Annotated in this window: 19 protein-coding genes and 1 tRNA gene; 8 read left to right on the top strand and 12 right to left on the bottom strand. The window is 42.8% G+C overall.

All coding sequences use genetic code 11. From position 1 onward, the window contains the following. Positions 1 to 809, bottom strand: an 809-nt coding sequence (locus tag DD657_RS00840) for a 7(1) septoil knot domain-containing protein (RefSeq protein ID WP_287048038.1), incomplete at its 3' end; no start/stop codon positions are given. A gap of 45 nt (positions 810 to 854) precedes the next feature. Between DD657_RS00840 and DD657_RS00835 the strand changes: the two genes are divergently transcribed. After that, on the top strand, positions 855 to 1,046 hold the full coding sequence (locus DD657_RS00835; RefSeq protein WP_287048037.1) for a hypothetical protein: 192 nt from the start codon (positions 855 to 857) through the stop codon (positions 1,044 to 1,046). A 33-nt stretch (positions 1,047 to 1,079) separates the two neighbouring features. On the opposite strand, the gene DD657_RS00830 is transcribed toward DD657_RS00835, so the two are convergent. Further along, positions 1,080 to 2,063 carry a 7(1) septoil knot domain-containing protein gene (locus tag DD657_RS00830; protein WP_287048036.1) on the bottom strand — a complete coding sequence of 328 codons (984 nt, stop codon included), beginning with the start codon at positions 2,061 to 2,063 and terminating at the stop codon, positions 1,080 to 1,082. A gap of 45 nt (positions 2,064 to 2,108) precedes the next feature. Here DD657_RS00830 and DD657_RS00825 point away from each other — a divergent pair, with 45 nt between their 5' ends. Together DD657_RS00825 and DD657_RS00820 are read left to right on the top strand one after the other, a co-directional pair. Beyond that, positions 2,109 to 2,852, top strand: coding sequence for a hypothetical protein (locus tag DD657_RS00825; RefSeq protein ID WP_287048035.1), 744 nt, complete (start codon positions 2,109 to 2,111; stop codon positions 2,850 to 2,852). Positions 2,853 to 3,358: 506 nt separating this feature from the next. Further along, the gene (locus tag DD657_RS00820; protein WP_287048033.1) at positions 3,359 to 4,462 is read left to right on the top strand and encodes a LamG-like jellyroll fold domain-containing protein; all 1,104 of its coding nucleotides are present in this window, start codon (positions 3,359 to 3,361) and stop codon (positions 4,460 to 4,462) included. A gap of 51 nt (positions 4,463 to 4,513) precedes the next feature. On the opposite strand, the gene DD657_RS00815 is transcribed toward DD657_RS00820, so the two are convergent. The 4 genes from DD657_RS00815 to DD657_RS00800 are packed head-to-tail and all read right to left on the bottom strand — an operon-like array spanning position 4,514 to position 8,881. Then, complete coding sequence (locus DD657_RS00815; RefSeq protein ID WP_021988786.1) at positions 4,514 to 6,583, bottom strand: M16 family metallopeptidase; 2,070 nt, start codon at positions 6,581 to 6,583, stop codon at positions 4,514 to 4,516. 52 nt (positions 6,584 to 6,635) lie between these two features. Then, a complete protein-coding gene (locus DD657_RS00810; RefSeq protein ID WP_021988787.1) occupies positions 6,636 to 7,943 on the bottom strand; it encodes a M16 family metallopeptidase in 1,308 nt (435 codons plus the stop codon). A 39-nt stretch (positions 7,944 to 7,982) separates the two neighbouring features. After that, positions 7,983 to 8,219 carry a helix-turn-helix domain-containing protein gene (locus DD657_RS00805; RefSeq protein WP_021988788.1) on the bottom strand — a complete coding sequence of 79 codons (237 nt, stop codon included), beginning with the start codon at positions 8,217 to 8,219 and terminating at the stop codon, positions 7,983 to 7,985. A gap of 2 nt (positions 8,220 to 8,221) precedes the next feature. Beyond that, positions 8,222 to 8,881, bottom strand: a complete 660-nt coding sequence (locus DD657_RS00800; RefSeq protein WP_021988789.1) for a DUF2975 domain-containing protein — start codon at positions 8,879 to 8,881, stop codon at positions 8,222 to 8,224. A gap of 535 nt (positions 8,882 to 9,416) precedes the next feature. Here DD657_RS00800 and gpmI point away from each other — a divergent pair. From gpmI to DD657_RS00785, 3 genes are all read left to right on the top strand, one after another. Then, positions 9,417 to 10,937: a 2,3-bisphosphoglycerate-independent phosphoglycerate mutase gene (gpmI, locus tag DD657_RS00795; RefSeq protein ID WP_021988790.1), complete on the top strand. Its 1,521-nt coding sequence runs from the start codon at positions 9,417 to 9,419 to the stop codon at positions 10,935 to 10,937. A gap of 184 nt (positions 10,938 to 11,121) precedes the next feature. Further along, complete coding sequence (locus DD657_RS00790) at positions 11,122 to 11,709, top strand: DUF3109 family protein (RefSeq protein ID WP_287048029.1); 588 nt, start codon at positions 11,122 to 11,124, stop codon at positions 11,707 to 11,709. 200 nt (positions 11,710 to 11,909) lie between these two features. Next, positions 11,910 to 11,985: transfer RNA gene (locus DD657_RS00785), tRNA-His, on the top strand. Between the two features lie 72 nt (positions 11,986 to 12,057). Here the strand turns inward: DD657_RS00785 and DD657_RS00780 are convergent. From DD657_RS00780 to DD657_RS00755, 6 genes are all read right to left on the bottom strand, one after another. Continuing rightward, positions 12,058 to 13,443, bottom strand: a complete 1,386-nt coding sequence (locus DD657_RS00780) for an MFS transporter (RefSeq protein WP_021988792.1) — start codon at positions 13,441 to 13,443, stop codon at positions 12,058 to 12,060. A gap of 8 nt (positions 13,444 to 13,451) precedes the next feature. Then, a complete protein-coding gene (locus DD657_RS00775) occupies positions 13,452 to 14,888 on the bottom strand; it encodes a sialate O-acetylesterase (protein WP_021988793.1) in 1,437 nt (478 codons plus the stop codon). Positions 14,889 to 14,899: 11 nt separating this feature from the next. After that, the gene (locus DD657_RS00770; RefSeq protein ID WP_287048027.1) at positions 14,900 to 17,125 is read right to left on the bottom strand and encodes a glycoside hydrolase family 2 protein; all 2,226 of its coding nucleotides are present in this window, start codon (positions 17,123 to 17,125) and stop codon (positions 14,900 to 14,902) included. Positions 17,126 to 17,373: 248 nt separating this feature from the next. After that, positions 17,374 to 18,045, bottom strand: a complete 672-nt coding sequence (locus DD657_RS00765) for a D-lyxose/D-mannose family sugar isomerase (protein ID WP_287048026.1) — start codon at positions 18,043 to 18,045, stop codon at positions 17,374 to 17,376. Beyond that, entirely contained in the window at positions 18,032 to 19,072 is a 1,041-nt protein-coding gene (locus DD657_RS00760) for a carbohydrate kinase family protein (protein WP_287048024.1), read from the bottom strand. Before DD657_RS00760 ends, DD657_RS00765 begins: the two co-directional genes overlap by 14 nt. Beyond that, entirely contained in the window at positions 19,059 to 19,901 is an 843-nt protein-coding gene (locus tag DD657_RS00755; protein ID WP_021988797.1) for a class II fructose-bisphosphate aldolase, read from the bottom strand. The genes DD657_RS00760 and DD657_RS00755 overlap by 14 nt, the downstream gene beginning before the upstream one ends. Before the next feature lie 408 nt (positions 19,902 to 20,309). On the opposite strand from DD657_RS00755, the gene DD657_RS00750 reads away from it, so the two are divergent. Both DD657_RS00750 and DD657_RS00745 read left to right on the top strand, forming a co-directional pair. After that, positions 20,310 to 23,360 carry a SusC/RagA family TonB-linked outer membrane protein gene (locus DD657_RS00750; protein ID WP_287048023.1) on the top strand — a complete coding sequence of 1,017 codons (3,051 nt, stop codon included), beginning with the start codon at positions 20,310 to 20,312 and terminating at the stop codon, positions 23,358 to 23,360. 87 nt (positions 23,361 to 23,447) lie between these two features. After that, the gene (locus DD657_RS00745) at positions 23,448 to 24,977 is read left to right on the top strand and encodes a RagB/SusD family nutrient uptake outer membrane protein (protein ID WP_068691978.1); all 1,530 of its coding nucleotides are present in this window, start codon (positions 23,448 to 23,450) and stop codon (positions 24,975 to 24,977) included. The last annotated feature ends 1 nt before the right edge of the window (position 24,978 follow it).

The raw sequence follows: 24,978 nt of genomic DNA, 5'->3' as shown, positions 1-24,978 counted from the left end.
ACTTTGAATGTGGCAAAAGAATTAACGGCTTGTACTCTGCCGTATAAAGGGATACCGTTGAATTTGCAGTCAGAAATGCGTATTGGAGGTGTTGAAGTGTTTTCCGAGTCGTTGTTTCGGATTGTATTTTGCGATTCATGGATATAAGGTCTGACTTCCCATGATTCTTCGCAATATACGGTTAGGTCTGGGTCTTTATCGACGAATTGGATTGAGAAATTGTAAAAGCCATAACTTTTATCGACAATTTTCCAACGTCCGCAGGAATAGGGGGTATCTCCGAAATATTTATATTTAGAAGTAGTTACGTATAGGTCATAGTTGTCCGATTTTCCGACAAGTTTAACTTTAAAGTCGGCGTCTTTTTCGACAATTCTGACACATCCGTAGAGGCTGATATCTTTATACCGGCAGATTTCGAATGAATTATCCTGTGCATATAGGAACGGTAGATTTTTATCCCATCCTTTTTGGGTACCTTGGGGTTCTTGGAACTGAACTTTATATTTGGTTTTTTTTTGCGTAAAATTAGCCTCTCTTTGTATGTTTACGAGTACGTTTTGGCCCTCTTTGACAAACTGTACGGTGGAGACGGGATTTTTATCAACGATGTTCCAGTATTTACTCAAAGCGGAGAGTATTTCTTTTTGGGTATAGGTGGAGTCTGGAGTATTGACTTTGACTTTGATTTCTCCGTCTTTCTCGACGATTTTAATGCGGGGAAATTTTCCTTTGTCGAAGGTGGTTTTGATGGGTTTACCGGCAGAACAGAATAGTAATATGGCGATCAGATAGAGAGTGGTTTTCATAGTAAAAGAATGAATAAAATGTGTTATGTTGTAAATATATAGAAAATGTTTCGATTAAATAGTCAGGTAATTATAGAAAAAGAGTATGGCGCCTGGTATATCTTTAACAGGATTGCCGGTTGTTGTCTGGAAACGGATACGTCTTCTCTTACAAGTACGTGTACGGTGAAGCTTCCCCGTAAGATCAAATGGGGAGGTGCCCGCATTCCTATTGCCTGGGGCGTTGAAAGGGATTAGTGATGATGATTATGTGCTTTATCGTGAGAAGTATTAATTTTCCCCTGGATTTGAATCGACAAATTTAATGGAGAAATCCTGGAAGTTATCGACGTATTCAATGGTAAAATCGACGGCACCTTCGTTTACGAATTGCCATTCACCGCAACTGTATGGCAGTTCCGATACCTGTTTGACTCTAAAGTCATAGAAATTATCACTGATACGAACTTTGAATGTGGCAAAAGAATTGACGACTTGTACTCTGCCGTATAAAGGGATACCGTTGAATTTACAGTCAGAAATGCGTATTGGAAGTGTTGATGTGTTTTCCGTGTCATTGTTTTGGAGGGTATTTTGCGATTCAGAGATATAAGGTCTGACTTCCCAAGACTCTTCGCAATATACGGTGAAATCGGGGTCTTTATCGACGAATTGAATTGAAAAGTTGTAACCACCATATGATTCATCGACAATTTTCCAACGTCCGCAGGAATAGGGGATATCTCCAAAGTATTTATATTGAGAGGTAGTAACGTATAGGTCATAATTGTCTGATTTTCCAACAAGTTTGACTTTAAAGTCAGCGTTTTTTTCCACAATTCTGACACATCCGTAGAGAGCGATATCTTTATACTGGCAGATTTCAAATGAATTATTTTGGGCGTATAAAAAAGATAGATTTTCTCCCCATCCGCTCTGGAGGCTTTGAGGTTCTTGGAATTGAACTTTATATTTGGGATTTTTAGGAGTAAAATCGTTTTCCCTTTGTATGTCGACTAATACGTTTTGATCTCTTTCGACAAATTGTACTGTGCTGGTAGGATTTTTATCAACGATGTTCCAGTATTTACCCAAAGCGTAGAGTATTTCCTTTTGTGTATAGGAGGAATCGGGAGTACTGACTTTGACTTTGATTTCTCCGTCTTTCTCGACGATTTTAATGCGGGGAAATTTTCCTTTGTCGAAGGTGGTTTTGATGGGTTTGCTGGCCGAGCAGAGCAGTAATATGGCGATCAGATACAGAGTGGTTTTCATAGCAAAAGAATGAATAAAATGTATTATGTTGTAAATATATAGAAAATGTTTCGATTAAATAGTCAGGTAATTATAGAAAAAGAGAAGGGCGCCCGGTATATCTTCAACGGGATTGCCGGTTGTCGTCTGGAAACGGATATGTCTTCTCTTACAAGTACGTGTACGGTAAAGCTTTCCCGTAAAGTCAAATGGGAAGGCGACCGCATTCCTATTGCCCGGGGCGACGATATAACCGTTCGTCTGGGATATGATGAAAATTTAACGGTCCGTTTTGTGGGTAAAGTAACAATAGTCGGCATACATGCTCCTTTGGAATTGGAGTGTGAGGATTGGATGTGTAAATTAAAAAAAGAACCGGTTAAGAATATTTCCGGTAAACAGATGTTGTTAAGCGATTTATTGGGCTTATTGCCGTTATCCGGTTTCGACATTCGTTGGGAAGTGTATAAAGACAAAGATTTGGAATATTTTCGTTGGAATGGAGAGAATGCCTCAATATCTGATTTGTTAGGCAAATTAAAAGATGAGCATCAGATAACCAGTTTTTTTCGTTTGGTGGATGATGTTCCGATATTGTATTGCGGAGAAGGACTATCGGATCCGTTGAATAAACAGACGTGGGAATTTAAATGGGGGCTAAACCTGATCAAGGATGAGACAAAACTGATAGTCGAGGATGGGAAGGAGTATTTTACGGGCAGCTTTATAACCTTCGGCATACCAGAGGTAACGGCCGGAGATTGGATTTTTTCCAGGTTGGAGAAGCTCCCGGAGCCTTTTATCGGGTGAAAAAGTCACGACCGATTTCACCGTGGCGGAAGAACACAACAGCGGCTACCGCCAAAAAATCGAACTGGGTGACAAACTTTAACCTTAAATTTACACACTGGGACGGACTCATTGTGTAATATTTGTATGTCAAGCTGTTTTCTTTCAGTTATTTATCATTATGAGGTTGTCTAACAGATCAAAATATTAGACAGCCTCTGTTTTTTGCTTTTTATATTTCTTTTGATGAATTTTTATCCCAGTCACACTGATAAATCACATTACCCATAAAGTAAGATACAGGTCTTGCCGAATTGTTATTGTAAATCAAAGAGTTTAGAGGTTGGTTGTGGATTTTTCTTTTGTATATAGGTGGAATTGGGATTACTAACCTTGACTTTGATTTCTCCGTTTTTATCGACGATTTTAATACGGGGAAATTTTCCTTTGTCGAAGGTGGTTTTGATGGGTTTACCGGCCGAAGGATTAACGGACGGGGACATTGTTATTTTAAAGGAAGCATAATTATGGAAGCTGTAGAAGTACCCGATATATTGATTTATAAAAACGGAGAGTTATACAGTTTGCGCGACCAGAAGATTGTAAAAGGCGGACAGTCTGAAACATTCGGAACGGGAAGTGGAATTGTAAAAAACGATAAGTTATATATTCTTCAGGCACCAGTAAAACCCGAGAACCGGATTGATCTGGTGTATGATGGGACGGTTGGAGTATTGCAATTTATTCCCCGATTACCTGTCTGGTCGAGTGTTGTGGTCGAGGCCGAATGGTTACCGGGAAATTTGCCGGTTCGTATAGAGTTGATGCCGAACGGAACAACTGTGACAATACCGGTAGGGGATAAAGTCGGTCATACGTTGAAAAATGTTCGTATTACTTCCGTAAACAGGATTATCGGAAATACGGAAGATTTGTTTTATCATTATTCGATAGACGGAAGTATCATTATTCCGAATGAAGAATACCCGGGTTTGTTATTTTATGCGCCTTTGGATCCGGTAAATGAAACCCGGAACCTGATCAATGAAACACCGACTCAAACGGTTAATAATGTGACTTTCTCTGAGGATGGTGCCTATTTTCATACAACCACATCCCCAACCAACTATAACTATATAGAATACGATTTTAGTTGGGACCTTCAGCGAGATTTTACTTTTTATTGCCGTATAAAGCCGATGACCAATAATGAAGATGACTATATTTCCAGAGGGGTGATGATATTGGGAGATCCGGGAGCATTTTTTATATTAGCCAGTGAGGATGATAATGCTTTTGCTAACGGCCGTCCGGTTTTCGGATACGGGCATTTCCGTTATTATAAGGGCTATGCAGTCGGTAATAGTATATTACAAAGAAATCAATGGTATGAATTGGTTGGAGTGCACGACTATACAAATAAAAAAGTGAGATTGTATATTGACAAAGTTCTGCAAACCTATCGGGAAGATGTAATTCCGGAGGAAGGTTTCGCCTATGATGCATCAAGAATGCGTTTATTGATCGGCGGCAATGGAGGCGGAATAAATAACGATAATTTTATCGGTTATGTCAAAGAGGTAAAGATTTTTGACAAGGCATTGAGTCAGGAAGAGATCAATGAGTTGTGACAGGGTGTGAAAACAAAACCGGCTCTCCAAAGCCGGTTTTGTTTTAAGAAATTATTTAAAATCTTCGGCTTTCAGGCCGGTGTTGATTTTGATGTCTTTGACTTTGACTTCGATCGGCATGCCTTGCATGCTTGTTTTGGATGCGTAGGGCTGTACAAGTCCGTATGCAGTCGGCCGGTAGTCTTCGAAAGTCACTTCGTTGGTCACACCGTTTTGGGTGCCTACGGATTTTACTTTCAAACCGTTTTCTACGTCGTAGAAGCTGTATGTAACGGCACTCCCCATATTTACTTTCAGTTTGTATGCATCACGTCCGTTTACCTGTTCGATACCTTCGAGGGTTGGGGTGATACCGAGGCGGGTATATTCGGCTTCGAGAACCGGATAGGCTTGTTCTTTTATCTCTGCTGTCTGGCTTCCCTCCAATGTCTGACTACCGCCGGGACCGCTGATCTGGGCCTTTTCTCCGTCGAAAAGAATTTTCTGCATCGTATTACCGCCCATGCTCATTTCCATCAGGAACATCGGTTTGTCGGCGTTTACAAGTTGTTTGTTGACGATATTGATCACCATACCCTGGATTGCGATTTCAGATTCTACGGTCATGTCTTTGATGCCTTTTACTTTGTCGTTTCCACCCAAAGCTTTCAGGTAAGCGGCAACGATTTTTTCCGGGGTGACATCGGCAGCTACTTTCGGACCTTCTTTTACCGGTTTACCTTCGCTGTCCAGTTCCAGGACTTCGCCGTTACTGGCCAATTTGGCTATTTGGGGTTTCATGCTTCTGTCGGTCACAACCAGGATATAAGCATTTTCCGGGTGGAAGTATTTTTTTGCAGCAGCAATGATTTCCTCTTTGGTTACTTTGTCCAGGCGTTGCAGGAAGGTGGTGAAATAGTCTTTCGGTAATTGGTAACGCTCAATCGAGTAGGCAAAGTCTGCAATGGTCTGGGGATTTTCCAGGCTTCTGGAGAATTGGCCGGCCCAGGTCTTTTTTACCCGGTAGATGTCTTCATCGCTAAAATCGGCGTTGTCCATGTTCTGCATTTCTTTTAATATCTCGACTACAGCGCTGTCTGCCGTATTGGTTTTTACTTCGGCATACGCCGTGAATGTTCCGGCTCCGGGAAGTTGGCTGGAACCTACGGATGAATAGGAGCCATAGGTATAGCCTTTGTCTTCACGTAAATTTTTCAATAATTTGGCCTGAAAATCACCGCCACCCAGAATCTGGTTGGCAATATTGAGGGCCAATTGATCCGGCATGCCGATTTTGTAATCGATCGGGTAAGTTACTTGTATACTGGCCTGTGTTGCGGCATCTTTATTTGAGAATACAACTTGCCGTCCTTGCGGTTGTTTCGGCGCAGTATATTGGTGTTTCGGGGCTTTATCGCCTTTCCATTTACCGAGATATTTTTCTGTCAGGGTTTTGGCATCTTTTAAAGTGATATCGCCTACGATAACCAGAATAGCATTGCTCGGGTGAATATAAGTTTGGTAGTAGTTTTTACAATCTTCAACCGTGATATTGTTTACGGTTTCTTCAGTGATAACGTCACCGTAAGGATGTTCCGGTCCCCAAAGGGTCACGCTTTTGATGTTTTGTATAATGCTGCCGGGATCGGCTTTGCTGGTCTGTAAACCGGATTTGGTTTGCAGGATGATTTTGTCGAATTCTTCCTGTGGGAAGGAGGGATTCATCGTCACATCGGCCAGGATTTCCATCAGTTGGTCTTTGAATTTTGACAATCCGCTGACACCGACATAACTGGAAGAGGTTCCCAGGTGTGCACCTAAGAAATCAACTTCTTCACTCAATTGCTTGGCATTTCTTTTTTGGGTCGCTTTTTTCCACAACTCACCGGCAATCTGGGTGTAACTGGATTTGTCGCCTTCTACCAGCGGATCGACAATAAAATTCAGACTGAAATTGATTTTTGGGATTTTATTGTTTTCCACGACCAGCACTTTCAGACCGTTTTTCAGTGTGAAACTCTGGTATTCCCCGATGTTTACTTTCGGAGCCGGTCCCGATGCGGGAGCTTTGCTTCTATCGATTTGGGAGAAGCCTACTGTTGTAAAGCATAAAGCTAACAGAAGTAAAAAATATCTTTTCATTGGTTCGAATTTTTACTGTTAAATTAAATTTTATTCAGTACGTATGCCTGATTTATTTTTTAGGTAAATAATATAATACCAATCTGTTATCTTTGGTAAAATATTTTTGGGCAGCTTTTTGCAGGTCTTCTTTGGTAATAGATCTGAACTTGGCCAGTTCTTCGTTTATTTCGTTGGTATTTTTGAAATATGTGTATGCTTGAGCCAGGTTGTATGCCCGGTCTTCGATGGTAGCATTGGAGCTGACCAGTTGGTTTTCGATTTGGTTTTGCAATTTCTGGAATTCCTTGTCGGAAATCGGTTCTTTTTGCAGTTTATCGATTTCCTTGTCAATTTCGTTTTCCAACTGACTTAATTCTACATTCATGTTCGGGAGGGCTAAAACGATAGACAATCCGGGTTGTTCCAGCGGAAGAGGCATGGCAGCCAGTTCCATCGCCATTTGCTTGTCGTTTACAATCGTCGAATACAAACGGGAACTTTGTCCCTGTGCCAATAAAGTGTTTAACATGTTTACAGCATACATATCGTTGGAAGTGATACCCGGGATATGATAAGCCATAATCAGGGCCGGCATCTGAATGTTATCGTAGGCTGTATCCCGGACTTCCGCTGTTTTTTTCGGTTCAACGATTGTCGGTTGTACAACCGGAGCTCCGCTGGGGATATCGTTGAAATAGTCATGTACGAGTTTTTTAGCTTCTGCCATGTTGAAATCGCCGACAATAGTCAATACCGCATTGTTGGGTACATAAAATGTATTGTGGAAGTCGATGAAATCCTGATCGGATGCATTACGGATGTGTTCTTCTTTTCCCAATACATCGTGATTGTAGGGATGAACGGTGTATGCTTTTTTCAGGGTTTCCGTCAATAAACGCCCGTAAGGACGATTGTCCCGGGATTGTCCCATTTCCTGGCAAACAACGTCTTTCTGGGTTTTGATGCCGATTGATTCGATGGTCGGGTGCAGCATCCGTTCGGATTCCAGCCATAATCCCAGGGCCAGTTCGTTGGAAGGCAACAGTTCGTAATAGTAGGTACGGTCGAAAAATGTGTTTGCATTCAGGTTACCGCCTACTTTGGTAACATATTTATCGAATTCATGACGTTTGATGTTTTTGGTTCCTTCAAACATCAGGTGTTCGAAAAAATGAGCAAATCCCGTCAGTTCCGGATTTTCATTTTTAGAACCGACATGGTACATAACCGATACAATGATGTTCGGGGTTGTATGGTCTTCCTGAAGGATGACATGCAAACCGTTATCCAGTTTGTATTCGACAAAGTCGATTTTGCCGGATTCTGCCCAAGCTAATACAGGCAGGCAGAAGGCAAGAGCAATTAATAATTTTTTCATAAGTTAAGTTATTAAAGTGAATTTGAAAATAATTAATTATCATTTATCCATGTTGGGGGATGTTTTATCTTCGTCCGGATGGTATTCGAGTATATCTCCGGGTTGGCACTCCAGAACACGACACACGGCTTCCAGGGTTGAAAAACGGATCGCTTTGGCTTTCCCGGTTTTCAGAATGGAAAGATTGGCCGGCGTAATGTCCACTTTCTCGGATAACTCGTTGAGTGACATTTTGCGACGAGCCATCATAACATCTATATTTACCACAATAGCCATAGTTATATCGTTAATTCTTGGTCTTCGGCAATATCGTGTCCAATGGAGAAAATTTCTGCAATGATCAAAACGATGACGCCCATAAATATATCCCGGAAACTGAAAATATTTTCGGATAACTGCCATTTGGTTCCTTTCAGAAGTTCCGTTAAAGTTTGGATTTCCAGGTAGCGCCCGAGATCGGATAACAAAGAGGCTACAATCAGGAGGATACCGATTGCCCGCATAAAACCGATGTTATCCCGGGTAAAAATATTGCCGGAACGAATACTTTTTCTCAATAAAATAAGCATAATCAGCACAATAATCAATATTGCCAGATAGCAGAGCATCCCGAAAATACTGATAAGCATACTGCTGATCGTAGGGCCCGCAAAGGCTTTCGCGCCGCTGATGCGGATGTCTACTGCGGTCGTTCGGGCATCCAGGCTGACACTGCTGTCTTGCCGGATAAACGTTTCGTATACCCCGATGTTTCTTTGTAACGGAACGTCCGAGATAAGATTATACCTTTGTTTGACCCGTGTACTTTCAATACCTTCTTTAAAACCTTCTTTGAAATCCTTGATAAAGGAACTGGAAAAAAAGGCAGCAATAATGACTCCGAAAAAAAGGAGATATAGGATGTTGACCCGTAATGTTATTTTTTGTTTTCTGGTCATTTATCTGTGTATTGTTTTATTTTGACAAGCAAATGTAGGATTAATTTTTAAAGAAACAATATATATTTATCGAAAATCGATAATTTTTTATTTTAAACCAAAAATTTCAATGAATTTATAGCTGATGTTTATGTTAAAATTCTGACCTGTATTATATCGGATTTGATTTTTGCTTTTAAATCGCAGACGTACGGACCGGCGTTTGAGAAGGTTTTTAATTTGCAATGGATTTATTTTTAATCGTACATCCTAAATCAAAAATAAATGTGGGGAAATCGGGAGAATACATTAACTTTGTAAGCCTGAATTTCAGGAACGCTTGTAACTTTATAATTTGGATGAAACGAATCCGGTTGCGGATCGGTTTCTCAAATTATTTGGAATTTATATGTTTGTTTATTTTTGATTTACGCTTTCTGATTTACGCTTTCTCTTTTGGGCGGAGCCGGATTGTGGGGGTAATCTGAAATCGTCAATCTGAAATCTGTAATTTTAAAAGACTTGTTTTGTGGTGGAAATATTAATGAAATAAGATATGAAAAGAGCATTATTAATGATTTTGGACGGTTGGGGCATCGGTAAGCATGATAAATCGGACGCTATTTTTTCGACCCCGACACCTTTTGTTGATGAATTAATGAAAGAATATCCTCATTCCCGTTTGTTTACGAGTGGGGAAAATGTGGGTTTGCCTGACGGACAGATGGGAAATTCGGAGGTCGGTCACCTGAATATCGGTGCCGGACGTGTCGTTATGCAGGATTTGGTGCGTATCAATAAGGCCTGTAAAGAGAATTCAATTTTGCAGAATCCGGAGATTGTAAAAGCTTTTACCTATGCCCGTGACAATAAGAAGCAGGTGCATTTTATGGGGTTGGTTTCAGACGGAGGGGTACACAGTTCGTTGGATCATTTGAAGAAATTGTGTGATATTTCGAAAGAATACGGCATCGAAAAGACTTTTGTGCATTGCTTTATGGATGGACGGGATACTGATCCGCGCAGCGGACTCGGATTTATCCGGGATTTAAAAGAGCATATGTCACATTCGGCCGGGCGCATTGCTTCCGTAATCGGACGCTATTATGCCATGGACCGTGATAATCGTTGGGAACGTGTGAAGGAAGCTTATGATATGCTGGTATATGGAACCGGTTTTGAGACGCAGCATGTAGAGACTGCCATTAAAAAATCGTATGACGAAGGTATTACGGATGAGTTTATCAAGCCGATTGTGCATGTAACCAGCGATGGAAGACCTGTAGGTTTAATTCAACCCGGAGATATGGTAATATTCTTTAATTATCGCAATGACCGGGCCAAAGAATTGACTATTGCTTTGACGCAAAGGGATATTCCGGAGTATCAGATGAGGACAATGCCGTTGTATTACTGTTGCATGACTCCTTATGATGCGACTTTCCAGGGACTTCATATTTTGTTTGATAAAGAGAATGTGGAGAATACTCTTGGAGAGGTGATCAGTAAAGCGGGTTTGAAACAATTGCGTATTGCGGAGACAGAAAAATACGCTCATGTGACATTCTTTTTCAATGGTGGACGTGAAGCCCAATTTGAAGGCGAAAGCCGGATATTGGTACCTTCGCCTAAGGTTGCAACTTATGATTTATTACCCGAAATGTCAGCTCCGGAGGTTGCCGATAAATTGGTGGAGCAATTGAATCTGAAATCTGCTGATTTTGTGTGTCTGAATTTTGCTAACGGAGATATGGTCGGACATACCGGTATATATGAAGCTATACAAAAGGCGGTGGAAACGGTTGATGCTTGTGTGAAAAAAGTGGTGACTGCCGCTAAGGCTAACGGTTATGACGTATTGATTATTGCGGATCACGGTAATGCTGATAATGCTGTGAATCCGGATGGAACTCCGAATACGGCTCATTCTTTGAATCCGGTTCCCTGTATTTGGGTCACCGATCAGAAAGACGGCGCATTGCGTGAAGGAGTTTTGGCGGATGTGGCTCCGACCATATTGCAAATTATGGGCGTTGCACAGCCTGCCGATATGACGGGGAAAAGCCTGATTAAATAAGCGTTTTTCGATTTTTGATTTCCGATTTTAGATTGAAATAAAAACGTTCGTAAAGCCGGATAGAAAGATAGGAACAAACTTTTAAGATACACAAGGCAGAGGGAAAGACAATTTTTGATTGACGATTAAAAATGAATCGTTTTTCCGAATAATTTGTAATTGGAATGTTCTGTAATTTGAGATTATGCTTCAGATTGGAGAGGTTATTGTGAGTTTCGATATACTCGAGAAAAAATTCTGTTGTGACCTGGCGGCTTGCAAAGGGGCTTGTTGTGTGGAGGGAGATGCCGGTGCGCCTTTGGAGAGCGGAGAAACCGAACGGATTGAGGAAAATTATGAGGCCGTTCGTGCTTATATGAAGCCGGAGGGAGTGGAAGCCGTTTTACAACAGGGATTTTCTGTGCTTGATCGGGAAGGTGACCGGGTGACGCCTCTGATTGACGGTCGGGAGTGTGCCTATGCAATTGAAGAAAACGGGTGTTGCTGGTGTGCAATCGAGAAAGCCTGGAGTGAAGGGAGAAGCACTTTCCGCAAACCCATATCCTGTCATCTGTATCCGATTCGTGTAGCCAGGTATGCCGGTTTTGAGGCCTTGAACTATCACAAATGGAAAATATGTACGGCAGCCCGGGTAAAGGGATATCAGGAAGGTATTCCGCTCTATCGTTTTCTGAAAGAGCCGTTGATCGTCCGCTATGGGGAAGAATGGTATGAGCAATTGGAATATGCTGCTAAAGAATATGAAGCCGGACGGCTGGTGGAGAGACCTTAGATTTTAAATCGGGATAAAAAACGTTCGTAAAGTCAGATAATAAGGTGGGATACAAATTTTTAAAATGCAGGGTTGAAGAGAACTTTTGACTTACGATTTTTGATTTACGCTTGAAATACAAAGTTGGTGAATTAAAATAATTCTTCTGAAAATTTGCAGAAAAGGAAATAGTCACTATCTTTGCAGCGCAAAAGCAAAACGGTGGATGTAGCTCAGTCGGTTAGAGCGTCGGATTGTGGTTCCGAAGGTCGTCGGTTCGAGCCCGATCTTCCACCCGCAAAGCAGTTGAGAAATCAACTGCTTTTTTATATAAAAACAGTCAGCATATCGATAATGCTGACTGTTTTTTTATCCTTTTCTTTGTTCGGTTAATTGTTGTTCGATGTGTTCCAGCTTGTCTTCATTCAGCGGATAAAAGAAGATAAAGCCGACCGATAAGAGGGTACCTACAGCCGGCAGTATGCTTAACATGAGTCGTAAGCCTGTGAGAACTTCCGGACTTTGTTCGACGTTGGCCTGGAAGCCGAATGCGGCCAAAAGCCACCCGGTCACAGCACCGCCTAATGTCCACCCGAATTTCTGAGACATGGAAGAAGACGAAAAGATAAGGCCGGTGGCCCGTCTGCCGGTGCGTAATTCTGAATAATCAGCGATATCGGCGTACATACTCCACAAAAGAGGAAAAATACTGCCGGCACACATACTGATCAGGATTTGTAAGGTCATGATCAGGATGATATCTCCTTTACCGACGAAATAAAATACGATACTGAATACGGTTGCCAATACCATGGCGTATAAATAGGTATTCTTTTTACCGATACGGTTAGAAATCGGAGTGACCAGCAATATGCCCAGAATGTTGGCTGCCTGACCCAATACGAAATAGAGGGTCGTTAACGATAACTGCCCCACTGTCGTGGTGGTATCCGAGCTGACATAGTATTTGAAATAATAGATTGCTCCTCCATCGCGGATGGAATTAAAGATTAAAGCACAGATGCCGGAGGCAAGCAATATCCACCAGGGTTTGTTGTGAAGTAAATCTTTAAAATCTTCTTTGAGGCTGTTTTTCTCTTCCCGGATGGGTTTTACCCTTTCCCGGGTCCATGAAAAGGTACACAGGAAAAAAAGTATCGCAATAACGGCGAATATACATACTGCGGCTGTCCAGCCGGATCGGATGTCGGGCAGAGAGGAGCTGTGGTGGCTGAAATAGCCGACTAAGGGTTCGATCAGGAGAAGAGCCAGAATGCTTCCGCCAAAGGCAAAGATCATCCGGTAGGAAGACAATTCTGTTCTGGTTTTGGGATCATTTGAAATAACTCCCAGTAATGAAGCATAAGGAACATTAATCAGGGAATAAATCATCATCATTGCCCCATAGGTGACGTAAGCATAAATTATTTTTCCCGTGGAACTGAAATCCGGCGTAAAAAAAGTCAGGATTCCAAGTACTCCGAAAGGAATAGCGGTCCATAAAATATAGGGACGGAATTTTCCGAATCGGCTTTTGGTACGGTCGGCCATGATACCGACCAAAGGATCAATAAGGGAATCCCAGATACGTGTGATCAGAAACATGGTGCCGACGACTGCTGCATTTAAGCCGAATATATCGGTATAAAAGAACAGCAGATACATGCCGAACAGTTTCCAGAACATGGAAGAGGCTGCATCGCCTAAACCATATCCTACTTTTTCCCGAAATGAGACTGTCGTGTTGTTGTGCATATTTGTGTTTATTTGAAATCGTTCCAACGATCGGTTCGGAATGGATAGGCCGGTAAGCCCATCGTATTGTATAAGTTTACTTGTATGACGTTTCTGAAACCATAGCGTACAGCTTGGGGAGCCGGGACTTTGGAAGAAAAAACTTTTACTTCGTAAGCACCGCATATACTGGCTTCGGCCGGATAAAAGATACGGTCTGCTCCGGCGACTTCGAATCCGCGAATGGATTGTGCCAGAGGGGTGAGTTCCGACTCTGACCGGAACCGGACGTAAACCGTATTTTTTTCAAATCTGGCCGTATCGAACATGGGACCACAGGCATCGTGCCCCCCTATTCCATAAGTGCGAGCCAGGGCTAACAGGGCCAGGCGCTGTCCGACCAGGTCTTTCCGGGGAGGATGAATCATACAGGAGTCGCCGATATCGGAGGTTCCCACCATACCGGAATACGGAATTAATTGCAGGGCTTGCAATTGGGCTTCTACAACCAAGGGACATAAGATCGGATTCGTATGATTTTCGAATTGATGTTCCGGAATGTCATAATCGAAGGGTGCAATTTGAACGTAGTAAAAAGGCATCCGGTCGTTTCCCCACAATTGTCTCCAGCTCGATACCATTTCGGCCATGTTAGCGGCGTATTTGTCGTGATGTCCTTTATTGGATTCGCCTTGATACCAGATAAAACCTTTGGCCGTAAAGCGGGTGATCGGAGCGATCATACCGTTGTAAAGTACGGAGGTTTTATCGAAATAAACGGCTGTCGAATCCGTTGCCAGTATATTTTTATCGATTTTTAGGGCAGAGCTCCGGGGCATCCAGGTCTCAATCCGGGTCCCTCCCCAATCGCTTTCAATCATACCGATAGGGATATCCAGTACATCCGACAGATTTTTGGCAAAGAAATAACCGACGGCACTGAAATCTGCCGCACTGGACATGGAAGAGGTTTGCCATTGACCTTTACAATCTGTTTGCGGGACATCGCTGGGCGTGCGCTCGACGGTGAATAAACGCAGCTTTGGGTAACGGCAAGCCTCTAATATGGTTTCCGTCGAACGATATACCGGTTGAGCCGGAAAACCTTTTAACGGCATTTGCATATTAGATTGTCCGGAGCATACCCATACGTCCCCGAGTAAAATATTATCCAGGCGCAGGCGGTCGCCGTCGTCGAAAATGATGTGGTAAGGACCTCCGGCTACGGTGGTCCGGACCTCGGCATGCCAATCGCCTTCGGTATTTGCTTTTACCGTGTAAACTGCGTTATTCCACGAAGTTGTGATCCTGACCTTTCGGCCAGGATCAGTTGACCCCCATAGATTGATAATCGTGTTCTGCTGTAGAACCATATGGTTCCCCAATATATCGGGAAGTTTAACTTTCGCCGATGTTTCTATGCATCCTAAGGCAAATGCGAATATCAGGAATAATCTTATTTTCATCGTGGTTTTAATTAATCGGTAACGTTCATCATAGCTGTACCGCCTTTCTTTTTCTTATGGGCTCTGTACAGCAAGGTGTATTCCGAGTTGTATTCCGGATAATTTTCGACTTCCAGGATGAGTTTGAAACGGTCGCCTGACATATGCGGAAGTTTATACCGGGCTGTCGGTCCGGCTAAATTCGTGTTGTTTTTAATGAGTCCGGTATGCCATTTCAGGATGACGATGCGTTCGTTGCCGGTGTCCAGGTGCACGATGACCTTCCGGTCGTCCATATCTTCGAATTTATCGTTCAGCATCCAAATCTCAGCAAAGAAGCACTCTTCTTCCTGCCATACCAGTTTACTTAGCCGGGCGCTACTGCAAACCGGACGGCAGGATTGTCCTACCGCATAATAGGCCGGTTTGGGGACGGCAGGATAAACAAGCAGGGAGTTGTTGGCTGCGGATGGCCAAGGCTCGTTGTAACACCAGTTGAGAGCCATTGCACAATAGGGTTTTTGACGGCGTGCTTCTTCGAAGATGGCTTTATAACCTTCGCATTGAAGCAATTGACTTTGTTCGATCAATTCGTCCAGGGATTTCGGTTTTCCGAAATATTTTTCCAGGATGTCCTCGCATAGCCAGGTTTGTCCGTGCCAGGCTCCGTATGCGTGATGTTCTTCCCAGGCACTGTTGGGACGTGGTGGCCATAACTCGTCGGCCGGAATAATTTCTTCCAGTACCTGGCGTGATGAGATTCCCGGTATGCCGAATTCCGTATAAGCTGTGTTATGACTTTGGTTCATAGTTTGGAATACTTCTTTTCCTTCATCGTAGAAGACATAATGCCCGTGAGCCATTCCCATTACCGGGGAGGTCGGATTAAACGGCACCAATGGATCGTATTCCAGACACAAACTGTTCAATAACCGGAGTGGAAGAGACTGGTCCGTCATGCCTGACCAATTGTTGAAAAGTTCGTTCCCTCCGCACCATAAGCAGATGGAAGCATGTTTGCGAAGTCGCTTCAGTATGGAAGTCGCTTCCTGTTTCAAAACACTTAAATAGTGCGGGTCATCGGGGTAATTGTTGCAGGCCAGCGGAAATTCCTGCCATACCATGATTCCTTTTTCGTCACACAATTCATAAAAAGCTTCTTTGTTGATAATACCTCCGCCCCATATCCGGAAGATATTGAAGTTGGCTTCTACCGCTTTATCGATGAGGTGGGCGTAACGTTCCATCGTGATTGTTCCCGGAAATATTTCCGGATTAACCCAGTTGGAACCTTTCGCGAAGATTCGTCGCCCGTTGATTTCGAATTGAGCGGGGGATACACTCCGGCTTTTGGGAAATTCTTTCGGTTCGCTCCAACTGCCTTCATTCATGACTAATTGAATACGCCGGAATCCGATTTTCTGTGTAATCCGTTGTTGTAGCTTGCCTTCCGGACCGATAAGTTCGAAAACGGATTGATATAAATAAGGTTCTCCGTGATCGTGCGGCCACCATAATGCCGGATTTTCCAATGTCATTTCGGGCAAAGACAGGGTCGGTGTTAATTTACCTGCCGATTCCAGGCAAGTTTGTTCATTTTGATCTACCAGATGCCATTTGTAAAAATAACCGGTTACATTTTTCCCTTCGATCTCGGGGGTGATATATACTTTTGTCAGGTCTTCCGAAAGCCGGTAGTTCAGGTTTATATCGCGAATATAGTTACAAGGCCTTATTTCCAGATACGTGTCGTCCCAGATGCCCAGCGGTATGAGGCGCGGGTGCCAGTCCCACAGGTAGCTGACAGCCGGTTTTACAACATGGGAGGCCTGTGTCCGGTCTGCAGGAGCCCGGTGTTTTTTAGGGGCTGGGAAAACGATGATTTTTAATTCGTTATCCGGTTCCAGATAGGGGGTCAGGTCAATATCCGTGGGCGAGAACATACCTTCCTGAGCATGAATTAAATAATCATTCAGGTAAATCTCAAACTGGTAATCGATGCCTTTGGATATAAAATAAAGTTTTTCTCCGGTAGATAAAGCCGGTTTTGCGAATTCGGTTTTATAGGTATAATACAGGTCTTCTGTCCAATTCAGTTTTTTGTAGTTGTCTGCGAAATAAAGCGCCGGGTAATTTTCAGCCCGGGCAATATCCAGTTGAACGGCACCTGGCACTGTAGCCGGAATGTATTTATCCGGCGTTCCGTCCTTTTGCTCCATATACCCAACGGTCCAGGTGAGCGATATCATTTTCTCCATCACATTCAGTTTTTTACATTGATTATTTTTGACCTGCGATTTAAATTCAATTATTCCGGGTTACAGGTGCATGTTTCAGTTTAAAGTCAGAATCGCTCTGTAACTGTTTGTGTATTTAAATCAAAATCTGTCATTAATAGGTCATTTATTTTTGATTTACGCTTTTCGATTTACGCTTTCTCTTTTCTTGTAGCGAAGGATTGGGGTATAATCTAAAATCGTCAATCTAAAATCTGCAATTAAAACGTTCAATTATTCTTTTCCGGATATTCCGTACACAACAGATATTCAGCCGGGCAATCCTCTTCGATGGCCGGGAAGCGGCCTATGGGCTCAAAAAAACGGTTGTCATTGGCGTCGTCGTTGACGGTAGATACTTCGCCTACCATACAGTCGCCGCCTTCGGCCCAGAATGTATGATACATATAAGGTTCGAAGCAAATACTCTGGCCATTTTCCAGACAAACCGTTCCACCGCCCGGAACCCTTGTTTTTACTCCGTCGATTTTGACAAAGCAGTCTTCATTTGTCCTTTCTTCCTGAAGGTCGGCTTTCCATAAACGGATGCAGAGTTTTCCGCCGCCTCTGTTGATGATATCTTCCATTTTTTTCCAATGGAAATGGATAGGTGTGATTTGTTTTTCCCGGACCAGCATGATTTTCTCACAGTAGGGTTTGTTGTCGTATTTGAGATTACCGTTCCGGATGGTCACCAGGGTAAGGCCTTCTTCCGCAAAACGACCTTTGCCGAAATCAGTAATGTCCCATCCCAGGCCGTTTTGACGGATTTCATCACATTCTTCACCTTTACTTTGCCATTCTGCCGTGGACCAGCGTGCCCATACGGGTAAATAGAAATGATTGGATTCGAAAAATTGAATGGCTTCACGGATATATCGGTTTATTTCACTTCTTTTCATGATTTGTATAATTTAAATGTATAAAATGTTCTAATTCGCTTAAACAGGGGGCTCCGCCGGTACTGGTTGCGCTTCTGAGATTAAACCGGGCGGAGGTATTGGCGAAAATCACGGCATCCCGTAAGGATTGGTTTTCGTGTAATGCGTATAGCATACCCGCACAAAAAGCATCTCCTGCGCCAACCGGGGATATGATGTCTTTTTTGTCTACCGGAATAGAAGGAATATAACAGGTTTCCCCTTGTTTACGAGCTGCATATCCGCCTTCCGGGAAATGGACGGCACATACCTTGTTTACCCCCAGTGCAAGGAGTTGGCCGACCGTCGATTTTACCGATTCCAATGAGATTTTACCTTTCTCGTCTCTCAATTGGGTATGGCAACAGGCTCCGGCTTCCACTTCATTGATTATCAGATAATCGATATAAGGAAGACAGGGAAGCATAATTTCACGGAATCGGTCGCTTTCTTCGGACACCACATCTACAGAGGTTTCGTATCCCTTTTTCTGTAATTCGTGTAATACCCGGGCGGCTTTGATACCGTATTCACTGTCTTTTTTATCCAATTCGTCGAGCAGTAGTAAATATCCCAGATGAAATATACGTGCCGGTACATTTATCGGAGAGAGATGCTCCCGGCCGAGACAGGCATTGGCCCCCCGGAAATGGAAAAAAGTGCGGCTTGCATTACCTCCTGTTTCCGACATGACATCTGTATAAGAAGTCGGTACGTGTTCCAGACGATACATGTATCTGGAATCGATTCCGTAACGTGTAATCTCATTCATTACAAAATCTCCGTTCGCATCTGTTCCGATACAGCCTCCGGCATACAGAGGCATATCGGTGGATAGACGGGCTAAATCGACCAGTACGTTATGAGCACATCCGCCGAGGCCGATTTCGATTTTATCGATTGTGACCAGATTGCCGCTCACCGGATACTTGTCAATAAATTTTACGGTATCGACCAGCCAGGAACCGGCAGAAATGATCCCTTTTCTCGAATGTTCAGGCTTTTCCATTGCTTTCGAATAATAACATGTGTTCAATAACAGCTTCTTTGGAGGCTTCCACCATCTGATATTTCATATCGATATAGTTGGGATTGGAGACTGTTTTAAAATATTTCTCCAACTTATTGGTGACAGCGATCTGGATAGCTGTGGCTACATTAATTTTACAAATTCCGTTGTGTATGCAGGATTTAAAATCTTCGAAACTGGTACCGCTACCTCCGTGTAATACCAAAGGTAGTCTGTTGCGATTGTTGATTTCCTGCAGGCGTTCTATGTTTAGCTGCGGGGTAGCTACATATTTTCCGTGAAGGTTGCCGATAGCAATGGCTAAAGCATCTACGGCGGTTTCTTTAATAAAGTATGCCGATTCGTCGACATCCGTAAAAATATCCGATACGTTGTCTTGCTCGCTGTTCGCATTGCCTACCTTTCCGAGTTCCGCTTCGATATCTACGTTTAAAGCCCGGGCTATACGTACAATTTCTTTGGTATTCCGGATGTTTTCTTCCAGAGGAAGGTTGGCGCCGTCATACATAATGGATTGAAATCCCAATTTCATGGCCCGCACACAGGTTTCCAAACTCTGTCCGTGATCCAGATGTACACATACGGGTACACTTGCTTTTTCAGCGCTTTCTATAAATACAGGGGCCATTTTTTCCATAGGGGAGTAGGGAAATTGTACTTCTGCCAACTGAATGATGATCGGCGAGCGTAGTTCTTCTGCGGCCTGAATGGCTCCCATCGCATTTTCAAGGCTTAGACAGTTGAAGGCTCCGACTGCGTATTTGTTTGAATAAGCATCTTTTAATATCTCTTTAAAAGGTACAAACATGATTTTATTTATTAAAAGTTACGCATTGCTTTCTTTCGACATGTCAAAATTAGGATGAAAGTTGATACATGGATAGTATAATTTTGACGAAGATTGATAGGATATATACCGATAAGTTTAAATCTGAAATATGAATTTATCAGTAGGCGCCGATTTTAACATATTGAATGTTATAATTTGTATATCAATTTATTATATGGAAATCATCTTAACAATGTTAATGTATAAAAATGAACATGATTGGTAAAAATAGTATAAGTATGGTGTTCTGATGTCGATTACATTTGTACGTGCACTAATTCATTTTTGAAGCTTATTGCAATTTTGATATTTTACATTGTTTTCTTCGACGGAAACGTTTTAAAAATGAAGGTGTTGTATAATTACTAACAGATTTAATATTTAAATATGATGAAACAGAAATTATTCTTTTGGGTGATTTCACTATTTATCGGGATATCAGCTTTGCAGGCACAGGATATTTCGGTCAGTGGTGTCGTTAAAAGCAAAGGAGACGGCCAGCCTTTACCCGGTGTTGCCATTATGGTAAAGGGAGCTACTACAGGAGTAACTACAGACATAGACGGAAGTTATGCAATAAAAGCCAATGCACAGAGCATTCTGGTTTTTCGCTTTATCGGTTATGCTCCGCAGGAAATAAAGGTAGCCGGACGTACCAGGATAGATGTTACTATGGAAGAAGAAGCCCAGCTTTTGGAAGATGTTGTTGTGGTCGGATACGGTACGATGAAAAAATCGGATCTGACAGGTAGTGTGGCATCGGTAAAAGCAGCAGAAGTTACGAAAACGTCTTCGGGATCTGTTGAGAAATTGCTGCAAGGACGGGTTGCCGGTTTGCAGATTATCAATAATTCGGAAGACAATCCTCAGGGAGGAGCCACTGTACGTATCCGCGGAGCGAGCTCCATTAACGGCTCGAATGCCCCGCTGGTAGTTGTGGACGGAGTACCTATGGGAGATGCCGGAAATCTCAATTCCATCAATCCGAATATCATATCTTCTATTGAAGTGCTGAAAGATGCTTCTGCAACGGCCATATACGGTTCGAGAGGAGCTAATGGTGTGATTATGATTACGACAAAGAACGGAAAGGGGGATAAGGCCAACGTTTGGTTCAGCGGTAAAGTCGGAGCCAGTATTTTCAGTAAGAAACTGGATTATTGGAGAAATCCTTTGCAGATGGCGATGTTGGAAAACGAAGCGTATGAAAATGCCGGATTGGAAGCTTTGTACGTAGGGAAAAAGGATGTGAACGGAGCGTATTATCCTTCTATTGCAGAAATACGGGACGGTGAATGGCCCTATTATACCGATTGGTCGGATTACATTTTCCGGACCGCTATTACGCAGGATTACAATATGGGCGTTGAAGGAAGTACCGAAAGAAGTCGTTATTATATCAGTTTGGGATATTATAGTGCGGAAGGTATGCAAATCGGAGATGACTATGATAAATTGTCTTTTGATATGTCTTACGATAACGATGTAACCAATAATCTGTCGATCAAAACCAAAGCCGGTATTTTTAAAGGTAAGAGAAATTACAATTACGGTATGGATTATTCCCGTAATCCTTTATTCCCGGTTTACAATGGTGACGGCAGCTATTTTAAGGCTTTTGACAAAGATTACGGGAATCCGGTGATGATGACCGAGCAACGTAAAAATGTCGCCGACAATGTAGATGCTTATGCTTCGCTGAAGATCGATTGGGATATTTTGTCCGGACTGAATTTTGCCGTCCAGGGGAATGTGAGGGCCGGTACCAGTAATACCTCTTTCTATAATCCGCCGAAATATACGGATGCCGGTGACCGTTTTGACGGAGAAGGCGGTATGACGAACGGAAATTACCTGAATTATATTGTAGATGCTTATCTGACCTATAATAAATTATTCGGGAAAGATCACAGTTTTTCTGCCATGGGTGGAGTAAGTTATGAAGATAATGTAAATAAGGGATCCAGTATCACGGGACGAGGTTTTCAGAATCATGTGTTACAGGATGAGAATTTAGCCGGTGCTGAAAATCGGTATGTCGGCAATTACCGGAGCGAGACGGAATTGGCATCTGCTTTTACCCGTATCAATTACACGTATAAAAACCGGTATATGTTTACTTTTACCGGGCGTGTCGACGGTTCGTCGAAATTCGGAGAAAATAACAAATGGGGATTCTTCCCGTCGGGTGCTGTCAGTTGGAGATTATCTGAAGAAGAGTTTATAAAAAATCTGGGTATATTCGATAATTTAAAACTTCGCGCCAGTTACGGTATTTCCGGTAATCAGGGGATATCTCCTTATCAGACTTTTGAACAATTCGGAAGCAACTATTACTATGTGGATGGAAAAGAATACATCATTTACGGTGTCGGTAAAGAGGTCGGCCGGGAAGGTATCGGAGATCGCTATGTATTGTGGGGTGGTATGCCGAACGATGAGTTAGGCTGGGAAAAGACATCACAGGTGGATATCGGTGTCGATTTTTCATTATTCAACAACCGTTTGGATGTGACATTCGACTATTACCGGAAAGTAACGACCGATTTGTTGCGTGAAAAATTACTGACACCCAGTAGTGCGTATGATAAAGTGTGGGTAAATGACGGAGAGATACAGAACAAGGGATTTGAATTTGCCATCAATGGCCGTATCATTACCCAGGGGGCTTTCCGTTTGAATGCCGGTTTGATATTCAGTGCCAATAAAAATAAAGTTGTAAATATCGGTACAAAAGAAGATTCCGGATATATTGAGGATGTTAACGGTGTCCGCTATCAACCTTATGGCGGAAGTGTCTTCAACGATGCTTATCTGAATATCCTGGCTATCGGCCAGCCTATAAATGTGTTTTACGGTTATAAGGTAGACGGCATTATCCAGAATATGCCTGCTAATCCGACAAAGATGACCCGTCCGGGAGAATTCAATTATGCCGGTTTGCGTGAAGACGGTTCTTTGGACCCGGATGCCCGCCGCATTATCGGCGACCCGAATCCGAAGTTTACTTCCAGTTTGAATATACAACTGACTCATAAATCCGGGCTGGATTTGTCGGTTATGTTCTACGGTGTGTACGGAAACGATATTTTTTCTCCGAGGAAATTGGATGCTCCTTCTTTGAGGGCCGGACGCTGGACACCCGAAACTCCGAACAATAATCGTCCCAGCCTGCGTGCAGACCGCTCCTATTTTGCTTCCTCCTGGTTTGTGGAAGACGGTTCTTTTTTACGCATACAGAATATTACGTTGGGGTATACATTACCGGAACATTATCTGAAATGTATAAAAAATCTGAGGGTTTATTTGAATGTCAGCAATCCGGTTACATTCTCAAATGTGAGTGAATACGATCCGGAAGTGGGAGAAAACGGGCGAGGACCGGTGGCCTTCCCGCGTACATGTACTTTTACAACGGGTCTGGAGTTGAAATTCTGATGAAGCTTTAATCTGGATTGAGCCGAAATAATGAATGACACATTTAAAATATGAAATGAGTCAATGGACTTAAAAATTAGTATAGCGATGAAAAAAATATATCTTTATATAACTCTGTTCTGTGTGGGACTCTCTTCCTGCTCGAACTTTCTGGAAGAAGATCCTTACGGAGTATATTCCAATAAAAATTACTACAATACGGAAGCGGATGCTTTGTCGGCATTGTTGTATGCTTATTCTCCCATCAATTATATTGAATACGGAGCGCGCTTTTTGTTCTATCTGACGGATGTGACGACCAATCAATATAAGAATTACGGACGGGTGAACGAGACGAACCTCTATATCTGGGATTGCAATCCCAATACAGATGAGTTTCTGTACTTTTTCAAGTATGCGTATATCAGTATAAACCGCACGAACTCCGTACTTGAGAATGTGGTAAAGATGAATAATATCGATCAGAAGAATAAAAATCAGATCTTAGGAGAGGCTTATTTTTTGAGGGCTTTTAATTACTTTATGCTGGTGAGAACATATGGGGAAGTGCCTTTGCGTAAAAAATCGGTTCAGGGTACGAGTGGAACGAATGCCCCTTACGGTTCGATTCAGGAGATTTATCAGCTTATTATTGAAGACCTCGAACATGCTATTGATTTGTGCGGTATATCCAAGCATCAGGGACGTGCCGATAAGGTCGGAGCCCAGGCTTTGCTGGCAAAAGTTTATGTGACGCTGGCTTCTTCCAAAATGACCGGTGCTCCCGGATATGATTGGGTGGAAGACTATGAAGCGATGTATGCCAAAGCTGCCGGATATGCCGACGAGGTGTTGAATAAGCAGACAACGTATGCCTTGGACCCCGATTTGTTGCGGGTGTATGATGTCAATCATTTCAGCGACGGGACAGAGCATATCTTTATGACTTCGATGAATCGGGAAGCCAGCGGTATGGAGGGTACTTATTCACAGTTACCTCAAATGTTCGGAATAGGTCTGCCTGTTATATGGATTTCCTCTTCCATTACCGGAGGTGCCGGAGTACAAAAAGTGATAGACGGCAATCAGACCTGTTGGAGTGTGTTCCGGGTAGACGGTGATTTCTACAATACTTTCGATGATCTGGATTTACGTAAAAAATTGATGGTGACAACGATTTATAATGAAAATGGAACCGTTCTGGCTACCTGGAGTCCGGATAACATCAATAGCTCGAATCCGACGGAGAACGCATTTTATCAGCCTTTCTGCCGGAAATATACCGATCCGAATTCATTGGCAAACAGAACCAGTGCCAATATTTATCTGATACGGTTTGCCGAAGTTGCGTTGAGCTATGCCGAAGCTGCGGGTCCGACGACAGAAGGCTATCGTTGGGTAAATGCTGTCCGGGAAAGAGCCGGACTGGGAGACTTGACACCGGGATTGGATAAAGAGTCTTTCCGGAAAGCCATATGGGAAGAGTTGACGTTTGAATTGGCTTTTGAAGGGCATGGATTGTTTGAGTTGAGACGGACGAACCGGGTCATGCAGGAAATTACCAATAAAGAAGTAAAGGAAGCTTATGCTTATTTCTTCCCGATACCGCAGCGTGAACAGGATTTGAATAAACAATAAT

The organism is Culturomica sp. (assembly GCF_003524185.1).
Taxonomy (GTDB): domain Bacteria; phylum Bacteroidota; class Bacteroidia; order Bacteroidales; family Marinifilaceae; genus Culturomica; species Culturomica massiliensis.
The sequence above is the reverse complement of the archived record's forward strand: the minus strand, read 5'-3'. Positions and strand labels throughout refer to the sequence as shown.